General features: G+C 55.2%; 10 protein-coding genes. 3 read left to right on the plus strand and 7 right to left on the minus strand.

Features of this window, described 5'->3' with window-relative positions; all coding sequences use genetic code 11:
• Positions 1-42 precede the first annotated feature (42 nt).
• From VGC62_RS14285 to VGC62_RS14315, 7 genes are all read right to left on the minus strand, one after another.
• On the minus strand, positions 43-1,773 hold the full coding sequence (locus tag VGC62_RS14285; protein ID WP_331187736.1) for a flagellar hook protein FlgE: 1,731 nt from the start codon (positions 1,771-1,773) through the stop codon (positions 43-45).
• Between the two features lie 264 nt (positions 1,774-2,037).
• Positions 2,038-3,366, minus strand: coding sequence for a flagellar hook protein FlgE (flgE, locus tag VGC62_RS14290; protein ID WP_331187737.1), 1,329 nt, complete (start codon positions 3,364-3,366; stop codon positions 2,038-2,040).
• A gap of 29 nt (positions 3,367-3,395) precedes the next feature.
• On the minus strand, positions 3,396-4,091 hold the full coding sequence (locus tag VGC62_RS14295) for a flagellar hook assembly protein FlgD (RefSeq protein WP_331187738.1): 696 nt from the start codon (positions 4,089-4,091) through the stop codon (positions 3,396-3,398).
• Positions 4,092-4,106: 15 nt separating this feature from the next.
• On the minus strand, positions 4,107-4,550 hold the full coding sequence (gene flgC / locus VGC62_RS14300; RefSeq protein ID WP_331187739.1) for a flagellar basal body rod protein FlgC: 444 nt from the start codon (positions 4,548-4,550) through the stop codon (positions 4,107-4,109).
• Between the two features lie 3 nt (positions 4,551-4,553).
• On the minus strand, positions 4,554-4,961 hold the full coding sequence (flgB, locus tag VGC62_RS14305) for a flagellar basal body rod protein FlgB (protein ID WP_331187740.1): 408 nt from the start codon (positions 4,959-4,961) through the stop codon (positions 4,554-4,556).
• Positions 4,962-5,259: 298 nt separating this feature from the next.
• Complete coding sequence (gene cheR, locus VGC62_RS14310; RefSeq protein WP_331187741.1) at positions 5,260-6,087, minus strand: protein-glutamate O-methyltransferase CheR; 828 nt, start codon at positions 6,085-6,087, stop codon at positions 5,260-5,262.
• Between the two features lie 40 nt (positions 6,088-6,127).
• Positions 6,128-7,060, minus strand: coding sequence for a chemotaxis protein CheV (locus VGC62_RS14315; protein ID WP_331187742.1), 933 nt, complete (start codon positions 7,058-7,060; stop codon positions 6,128-6,130).
• Between the two features lie 74 nt (positions 7,061-7,134).
• On the opposite strand from VGC62_RS14315, the gene flgA reads away from it, so the two are divergent.
• From flgA to VGC62_RS14330, 3 genes are all read left to right on the plus strand, one after another.
• Positions 7,135-7,896, plus strand: a complete 762-nt coding sequence (gene flgA / locus VGC62_RS14320) for a flagellar basal body P-ring formation chaperone FlgA (protein ID WP_331187743.1) — start codon at positions 7,135-7,137, stop codon at positions 7,894-7,896.
• A gap of 159 nt (positions 7,897-8,055) precedes the next feature.
• Positions 8,056-8,373, plus strand: a complete 318-nt coding sequence (gene flgM / locus VGC62_RS14325; RefSeq protein ID WP_331187744.1) for a flagellar biosynthesis anti-sigma factor FlgM — start codon at positions 8,056-8,058, stop codon at positions 8,371-8,373.
• A gap of 43 nt (positions 8,374-8,416) precedes the next feature.
• Positions 8,417-8,801, plus strand: a 385-nt coding sequence (locus VGC62_RS14330) for a flagellar protein FlgN (RefSeq protein WP_331187745.1), incomplete at its 3' end; no start/stop codon positions are given.

The raw sequence follows: 8,801 nt of genomic DNA on the forward strand, positions 1-8,801 counted from the left end.
CTAAGCACCTGATCGGGTCACCCCCACGACACGCTTCCCCTATCAGGTCGCTCGAATCAACGTCTGCATCAACTCCGCTTCAGTAGAGAGGGTCTTGGAGTTGGCCTGGTATGAGGTCTGTGCCTGAATCAACTCAACCAGCTCATCGGTCAGTTGCACATTCGAGCCCTCCAGCGAGCCCGAAACGATCGAGCCCAGCGAACCTGTCCCCGCACCGTCGTACTCGGCAACACCGGAGTCGTAGGTTTCGCGCCAGCGCGTATTACTGGTGGGCTGCAAACCCTGTTCGTTGGCAAAAGTGGCCAGCATGACCTGACCGATTTTTCGGTACAGGCCATTGTTGAAACTGGCGCTCATCACGCCCTCTCCATCAATCGTCAGCCCAGTGATATGCCCAGGTGCGTGCCCGTCGACTTGTGGGGAGACGCGCGCTGTGCCGGCGCTGTGCTGACTAATTTTATTGAGGTCGATGGTAATGCCTGACACGTTGCCAGCTGCCCCGTTAGGAATCCAACCACCGCCGCTGTGAGCGTCGCCGGGCTTGGACGGCTGCCAGCCTTCGAGCGTCAATTTTCCATTATTTTCCGTGAGCCCCGCGCCTCCAACCAAAGACTGAACAGCACCACTGGAGTCAAATACCACGCTGGCCGTCAGCGGTTCAGTACTGGCGGGATCAGCCGGATTACGGCCATTGACCAGAACATGCAGCTTCCAGCTGTTGCTCCCATCCTTGACAAAGTACTGATCCAGCTCGTGCCTGCCGCCCAGGCTGTCATATATCGTGCTGGGGAACGTCTTGTTGTAGGTGGTGATGTCCTTGCGATCAAACGCCGGCACTGGCCGCGCCATGAGCACATCGGCGTCATCGAGCAGCGGCTGGGCACTGTCCATTAACGCCAGGCTGACCAGCCCGGCATTGGGCGCGCCGCTGGTACTCCAACTGCCATTGACATTGTGCGCAGGCTTCCAGTTGCGCAACGCCAGCTCGGTATCGGACACCTTATCAACCACGGCGCTGGGGGCGCTCACCGACACCGCGCCACTCGATGATTTGTTTATCCCCATTTGCAATGGCGAACGGTTGGAGGGGTCCAGCGGATTCACCCCATCAATCAGCACATACGACGTCCACTGCTTGTCCTGCGTCCTCACAAAATACTGCTTGAGTTCATGACTCTGTGGGGGAACGGCGCCATCCTGAATGGTCTGTGTATGCACGCGCGTGTAGGTGAGTGGATCATCCGGGTTGAACACCGGCAACGCGGCAAGCGACGCTTCAGAAGAATCGAGGTTGATCGTCTGACCGATTTCGCTGGTGGCCTTGGGCGGCATGTTGGCTATGTCGATTTTAAGGTCGGTGCGCACACCGCTAACCAACTCGCCGTTGGCGTCCACGCCATACCCCAGCAGCCGACTGCCGTGATTGTCGACCACAAAATCATTGGCATCCCTGTGGAAAGCACCGGCCCGGCTGTAACTCAGCGAACCGCTGTCATTGAGGACGAAAAAACCCTTGCCCTGAATGCGCATGTCCAACTGCCTGCCCTGCCCGGCAAGCACTGACCCGGCACTGAAGTTTTGCGAGACATTGGCCACGCGCACACCGCTGCCCTCAGCCGCACCGCCGCCCAAATGAGTCGAGGCATAGACGGCGGAAAACTCAGCACGCGAAGATTTGAAGCCTGCAGTCCCGACGTTGGCGATGTTGTTGCCTGCCACTTCAAGACGTTTATGAGAAGCCTTTAAACCGGCCACCGCAATATTGAAAGACATGAACACTCCCGGGCCGTCGGCGACGACACTTTCGTTGATACAGCGTATTTATTTTCGCGAACCCACAACCACCCAATAAAAAATTGCGCGGCATGAGTGGTTCACGAGTTTTATTCTCGCAGCATCGAAAGTAGGAATTTTCTAGTTATTGAGTGGGATGCCTCTATATAAATCTTGAAGTTACTCAATAACAACCTGCCGAATAACAGGCAAAAAGAAGCCCCTTAAAAGGGGCTTCTTTTAGAACACTTCAAATAGACATTATCACGTCATCTGAATCGTGGTCTGCATGATGGTGCTTTCAGTCGAAATGGTTTTCGCGTTCGCCTGATAGTTACTTTGCGCCTTGATCAGGTTGACCAACTCAGAGGTCAGGTCAACGTTGGATTCTTCCAGCGCCGAACCGGTAAGGCTGCCCAACGTACTGGACTGCGGCTCGCCAGTGACCGGAATCCCTGAAGCGAACGTCTCGCGCCACATGGTCCCGCCTGCCGGGGCCAGGCCCTGGACGTTGGCGAAAGTGGTCAATGAAACCTGACCGATCACGCGAGAATCGCCATTGGTATAGGTAGCAAACATGCTGCCATCCGCGCTGACGTTCATTGCGCTGATCTGACCCGCATAGTTACCGTCCTGAGTCTTGGAAGAAGCCCCCGATGCCGAGTTGGTCTGGGTCGTCGCAAGCATGTCCAATTGCATGCCAGCAGGGTTGGCGGCAGCCCCGTTGGCGGTCCACGTCGTGACCGAACCAATGGTTTTGGAGGTGCCCGGCACCCAGTTTTCGATCTTGAATGTGCCGTCTGTATTCACCGACACATTGGCGGTTGAGGTCGGCGCAGGCGAGGTCACGATGTTACCGGAGGAGTCGAAAGTCAGGTCGGTCTTGTCGGCAACAGGAGGCGTGGCCGTTGGATCGGCAATACTGCGACCGTCAATCAGGGTGTACATGCTCCAGGTATTGGTGCCCGTCTTCGCAAAATACTGATCAAGGGTGTGAGAGTTCCCTTGACTGTCGTAGATCGAGGTAGTGAGCGCCGACGTATAAGTGTCAGTGTTCGTTTGATCGAACGTCGTGTTACTAACCACATCCTCAGTCGACTTCAGGTTCGATGCGATGGTGATCCCGGTGGTTGCCTTGGCTGGCATGTCGGCAGTATCGACGCGCAAATTGGTCATGACACCCGTTGCGACGTTGCCATTGGCATCGACACTGTAACCCTGCAAGTTGTTGCCGTTGTTATCGATAATATAACCGGAAGAATCAGTATGAAAGTTACCCGCACGGGTATATAACTTCTCGCCGTTATCGCTCACCATGAAAAACCCGTTGCCGTTAATGGCAAGGTCCAAATCACGACCCGTACCGCTGGTCACGGCACCCTGGGTGAACTGTTGAGAAACAGCTGCGGTATAAACGCCACTGCCGGAATTAGTACCACCGGAAGTACCACGAATAGACATAGAGTACTGGTCGGCAAACTCTGCACGGGAAGATTTGAAGCCGACCGTAGCAACGTTGGCAATATTGTTGCCGGTAACGTCGAGGCTTTTGTTTGCCGCATAGAGCCCACTAAGGCCGATATTGAAAGACATATTCCACTCCTGCGCCGTCTAGTCGGCTCTTAGATTCCGATTTGTTGAACCTTGGACAACGCGACACTGGTACCGTTTGCCAGATTGAGTGTCATTGCCGTACCCGCCGTTCCCATGGTGACGCTACTGACCGTGGCCGGCAGGTAGGTCGTCAACGTCGTGCTCGTGCCATCAATACTGCCCGTGGCCACAAAGCTGTAGTTGCCGGCAGCGAGCACGTTGCCGTTCTCATCCTTGCCGTCCCAGGTGAACGATGCGGTGCCAGCCTTCTGAGCGTCCAGATCGATGGTACGAACGAGGTTGCCATCCTTGTCTGAGACCTTGACCGTGGTCACGGTACTGGTCGATGGAAGGACCACCGAACCGACCAGATCCGTGGAGGTATCGACATTGGTCGAACCGCTATCGACCGTCACCGTGCGGCCCACCAGCGACGATGCCTGCAGCGCTTGCGACGATTGATACATGCCGCCAATCGCATCGACCGAGGTGCTCAGGTTCTGCATGGTTTCCAGGCTGCTGAACTGAGCCAACTGAGCCACGAATTCGCTGTTGTCCTGTGGATCGAGCGGGTTCTGGTTCTGCATCTGGGTAACCAGCAACTGCAGAAACGAATCCTTGCCAAGGCTGCTGGCGCCAGTGGTTGAGTCACCCGCCGTGCTGGAACCGGCTTTTTGCAGCGTCTTGATGAAATCGCTGGTGCTGCTATCAACTGAGGTCGTCATCTCGTTCGTCCCTTATCACTGACCCAGGGTCAGGACCTTTTGCATCATTGTCTTGGCGGTGTTCATGACTTCCGCGTTGGTCTGGAACGAACGGCTGGCTGAGATCATGTCTGCCATCTCATTGACCACGTTAACGTTCGGGTAATAGACGTAGCCGTTCTTGTCTGCCGCTGGATGGTTTGGCTCGTAACGCGCTTCCAGATTAGAAGCGTCTTCGACGATGCCAGAAACCTGCACGCCGGTGCCGGCAGCGCTCTGATCTTCAAACAACGACGTGCTACCGCCTGACTCTTGCCCCTGAAACACGGTAGCGAATACCGGATGACGGGCGCGGTAGGTTTGATCCAGGCTCGAAGACACCGTTTCGGCGTTGGCGATGTTACTGGCGACGGTGTTCAGGCGAGTGTTCTGGGCACTCATGCCACTACCGGCAATATTGAAAACACTGGATAGAGACATGACTTATTCTCCGCGAAGGGCTGCGACCAACCCTTTGAACTTACTGTTGAGCAACGTGAAACTCGCCTGGAAACCCATGGCGTTTTCGGCAAAATTCGCGTTTTCGACCTGAGCGTCGACGGTGTTCTGGTCCAGCGAAGGTTGTGATGGCGTGCGGTACAACAGCGAGCCGCTGTCGTCGCTCATGCCTTCAGCTTCAATGTGGCGGCTGTTGGTCATGTTCAAGGCGAACGTGCCGTTGTTGACCTTGTCATTTTCCGCCGCCAGTACCTTGGAGAAATCCAGGTCACGCGCCTTGTAATTGGGCGTGTCGGCGTTGGTGATGTTGTTGGCCAACACTTCGGCACGCTGAGCGCGGAAGTTCAGCGCTTTCTCGTGAATACCCAGTGCCTTGTCGAAGCTGATGCTCATGTCGGGAAACCTTTACCGGTTGACCTGATTTTCTTAGCTTGAGTCATAGCAAGCAGCGTGCCACTTCCGAAAAGTCTCGTATTACGGGCGTTTCAGGGGAGAGGTGAGGCGTTCATGCCAGAAAAGCGGCAAGCGATTTCCGCTGCGGGAGATGAAAGCGGCAAGGTGGGTGCCGTTTTATTGCCGTTTGAGTGCCCTGCTGGGCAACCTGCTCGTGTTGTCGGACGCCCGAAATGCGCCACCCGGATGCCGTAAAAAAAAGAGACCCGAAGGTCTCTCCATTCATCCACGCCAGCCATCACTTGGTCTGGTAAATAATCCCAGGGCTGCACTGCACCATTTGATAGTGATCCGGCAACCCATTCAGGGCCTCCGACGCACCAAGGAACAAATAGCCGCCAGGCTTGAGCGTGTTGTGAATGCGCAGCAGGATGTCTTTCTTCACCTCTGCGGAGAAGTAGATCAACACATTGCGGCAGAACACGATGTCGAACCTGCCCAATGCGGCATAGCTGTCGAGCAGGTTGAACGAACGGAACTCCACACGATTCTTGATCGGCGCCTTGACGGTCCAGCGACCAGGCGTCTTTTGATCGAAATAACGCTGCAATCGATCCGGTGACAATCCACGGCCAATGGCCAGGCTATCGTATTCACCCGTCTTGCAGTTATTGAGCATGCTACCCGACAGATCTGTCGCGACGATCTGCACCCCCGCTTTCAACTGGCCCGGATTGCTGCGCTCGAACTCGTCGATGGCCATTGATAACGAATACGGTTCCTGCCCCGACGAACAGGCCGCCGACCAGATACGCGGACGCAGGCCCGGACTGGCTTTGATCTGCTCCGGCAACACTCTATTCTTGAGCACGTCGAACGGATAGGTATCACGAAACCATAGGGTCTCGTTGGTCGTCATGGCATCCACCACCTGCTCGCGCAAACCGCTCCTGGGCTGGGACTGAATACGCTGAATCAACTCCCCCAGCGATTTGATGCCCTGCTGCTCCATCAACTTGTTGAGGCGGCTGGACACTAGATACTGCTTATTCTCACCCAGCAAAATGCCACAGGCTTTTTCCAGGAACACCCGGAACTGTTCAAAATCCAAATTACCTGTAGACATGCCGCCTCTCAAAATGTGTGAACAACCAGGGGCGACGCCCCTAGCTTATGTCTGCCGCCTTGATGCGATCGACTACTCTGGCCGCCAGATCGTCTGGCCGGAATTTGGCGAGAAAATCGTCGGCCCCTACCTTCTTGACCATCGCCTGATTGAAGACGCCAGACAAGGAAGTATGCAGGATGATGTGCAGCTTACTCATGCGCGGATCGCTGCGAATCTCGGCAGTCAGGGTGTAGCCGTCCATTTCCGGCATTTCAATGTCGGAAATCATCATCAGGAATTCCTCCTCCGGCTTCTTGCCCTCGTCTACCAGTTTGCGCAGGAACTCAAGGGCCTGACGCCCGTCATTCAACGCCGTGACTTCCACCCCGACCGTTTGCAGGCAACGCGTTACCTGCTTACGCGCCACCGAAGAATCATCCACGGTCAGCACTTTGAGCGACAGCGCCTTGTGCTGAGTTTCGCTATCGATCACGCCCGCCGAGATACTCTCGGAGACAGGCGCAACTTCGGCGAGGATTTTCTCGACGTCAATGATTTCAACCAACTGGTTGTCGATCCGCGTGACTGCCGTGAGGTAGTGATCGCGACCGGTACCCTTGGGCGGTGGATGAATATCTTCCCAATTCATGTTCACGATGCGTTCGACCGAATGCACCAGAAACCCCTGAATCTTGGTGTTGTACTCCGTAATGATCACGAAGGCGTTATCAATATCGCCCAACGCAGGAGAACCCGTTGCCAACGCCAGATCGAGAATGGGAATCGTCGCCCCGCGAATATTGGCGATGCCACGCACGATCGGACTGGACTTGGGCAAGTGAGTAAGTTTTGGGCACTGAAGCACCTCTTTTACCTTGAACACGTTAATCCCATACAACTGCTTGCCGTCCACACGGAACAACAACAGCTCAAGGCGGTTCTGCCCTACCAGTTGAGTGCGCTGGTTCACTGAATCCATAACACCAGCCATGCCCCACTCCTTTCCAAACAACCAATTACCATCAACTGCCGGCAAGCGGCACGGGGCTTGCTATTTATCTAGTCATGAACACACAAACGACAGTATTTCGACGCCTGACATCCACAACCTGCAGCTTACTCTACGCGGTGGCCACGTTGTGCCTGTTTGGCATCGCCAGCATGAGTCGCGCGGACAACGTGACATTGCCTGAACAACTTATCGGCGTCACCCAGGGCTTTCTTGAATTCACCGTTGAAGACTATCTGGCGACCAGCCAGACCGCTGGACGTTACGAGATCGAGGTCAAACAGTTGGATCCTCGCCTGCGCATGCCCCATTGCGACAAGGATTTGACAGCCTCATTGGAAAGTCCTGCTCAACCCATTGGCCGCGTTACGGTGCGTGTGCGTTGCGAAGGCACTTCTCCGTGGACGGTGTTTGTGCCTGCACAGGTACATTTGTTTCGCAACGTGGTCACCGTGGTGCGACCGATGAAGCGCGATGCAATCGTGTCCGAAGGTGATGTCGCCATGCGCGAGCGTGACGTAGGCCTTCTGGGACAAGGCTTTCTGGATTCCCTTGATCAGGCAGTGGGACAAAAACTTGTCCGACCAACGGTTATCGATCAAATTCTGACTCCGGTTCACATTGAACAACCGGAGATGGTCCGCAAAGGCGATCAGGTCGTCATCAGCGCCCGCAGCGGCTCAATGAGCGTACGCATGCCTGGAGAAGCGCTGTCGGATGGCGGCTTCAACGAGCAAATCCGGGTGCGAAACTTAAACTCCAAACGCGTGATCAAGGCTAATGTGACCGCCCCAGGGCAGGTAGAGGTGCCCATGTAAATGCGATGGCCTCTGGCGCTGTGCCTGCGCTTTTTCTAGACTGGGAACCGATGCGCGCTGTGCGAAGTCCATTTGAGACTCATTTCACACGGCCCCTAAAGTTATTCCGGGTTTGGCCGAAACCAAGGCAAGCGTCCAAGAACCCAGAGGTTTTCAATCATGGTCATCGACTTCAGTCGTTTAAATAGCTCCACTACACTGGGCGGTACAGCACGTACTGCCAGCACCAAGGAAACCGGCAAAACCGAAGTTGCAGCAACACCGGTGAGCGGGTCTGAAAGTGTGAGTAGTGGTGAGGCAGTACATCTGAGCAGTGAAGCTCAACAGTTGCAGAAGATCACTGATTCGCTGCGCGATCAGCCAACCGTCAACTCTGCCCGTGTGGCGGATTTGAAAGCGGCAATCGCAGATGGCAGCTACAAGGTCGACAGCAACCGCGTTGCAAGCAAGCTGCTTAATTTCGAAGCCCTGCGCTAAGCCCGCGCCGGGGCTTCTGGACGCTTAAATCCCAGAGCATGCGATGCAAGACACTACTCTGCTTGAACTGATCACTGACGATATCGCACCGACCCACCATCTTCTTGAGCTGCTGAAGGCTGAGTCCATTGCGCTGCATGGTCGCGACATGCTCGAAATGGAACGCATCCTGGCGCAAAAGCAAGCGTTGGTGATCGTTCTTGACCAACATGGTCGACGCCGCAGTCAGTTACTGGCCAGCCTTGGCTTACCCACCAATCGCAATGGGTTGGAGGAAGTGGCCAAACATTCATCGGTGGGCACAGAGTTGCTCAAGGCATCCGATGAGCTGAACGCGCTGATGAACGAGTGCAAAGCGGTCAATGAAGAAAACGGCACGCTGATTCAGTTGCAGCAAATCAAGACCAGCCATCAGCTTTCCATACTTA

Source organism: Pseudomonas sp., from assembly GCF_036404235.1.
GTDB lineage: Bacteria > Pseudomonadota > Gammaproteobacteria > Pseudomonadales > Pseudomonadaceae > Aquipseudomonas.

Excerpts from the sequence above, each read along its gene's own strand:
- VGC62_RS14285 (WP_331187736.1), bottom strand. The coding sequence starts at position 1,773 with ATGTCTTTCAATATTGCGGTGGCCGGTTTAAAGGCTTCTCATAAACGT.
- flgE (WP_331187737.1), bottom strand. The coding sequence starts at position 3,366 with ATGTCTTTCAATATCGGCCTTAGTGGGCTCTATGCGGCAAACAAAAGC.
- VGC62_RS14295 (WP_331187738.1), bottom strand. The coding sequence starts at position 4,091 with ATGACGACCTCAGTTGATAGCAGCACCAGCGATTTCATCAAGACGCTG.
- flgC (WP_331187739.1), bottom strand. The coding sequence starts at position 4,550 with ATGTCTCTATCCAGTGTTTTCAATATTGCCGGTAGTGGCATGAGTGCC.
- flgB (WP_331187740.1), bottom strand. The coding sequence starts at position 4,961 with ATGAGCATCAGCTTCGACAAGGCACTGGGTATTCACGAGAAAGCGCTG.
- cheR (WP_331187741.1), bottom strand. The coding sequence starts at position 6,087 with ATGTCTACAGGTAATTTGGATTTTGAACAGTTCCGGGTGTTCCTGGAA.
- VGC62_RS14315 (WP_331187742.1), bottom strand. The coding sequence starts at position 7,060 with ATGGCTGGTGTTATGGATTCAGTGAACCAGCGCACTCAACTGGTAGGG.
- flgA (WP_331187743.1), top strand. The coding sequence starts at position 7,135 with ATGAACACACAAACGACAGTATTTCGACGCCTGACATCCACAACCTGC.
- flgM (WP_331187744.1), top strand. The coding sequence starts at position 8,056 with ATGGTCATCGACTTCAGTCGTTTAAATAGCTCCACTACACTGGGCGGT.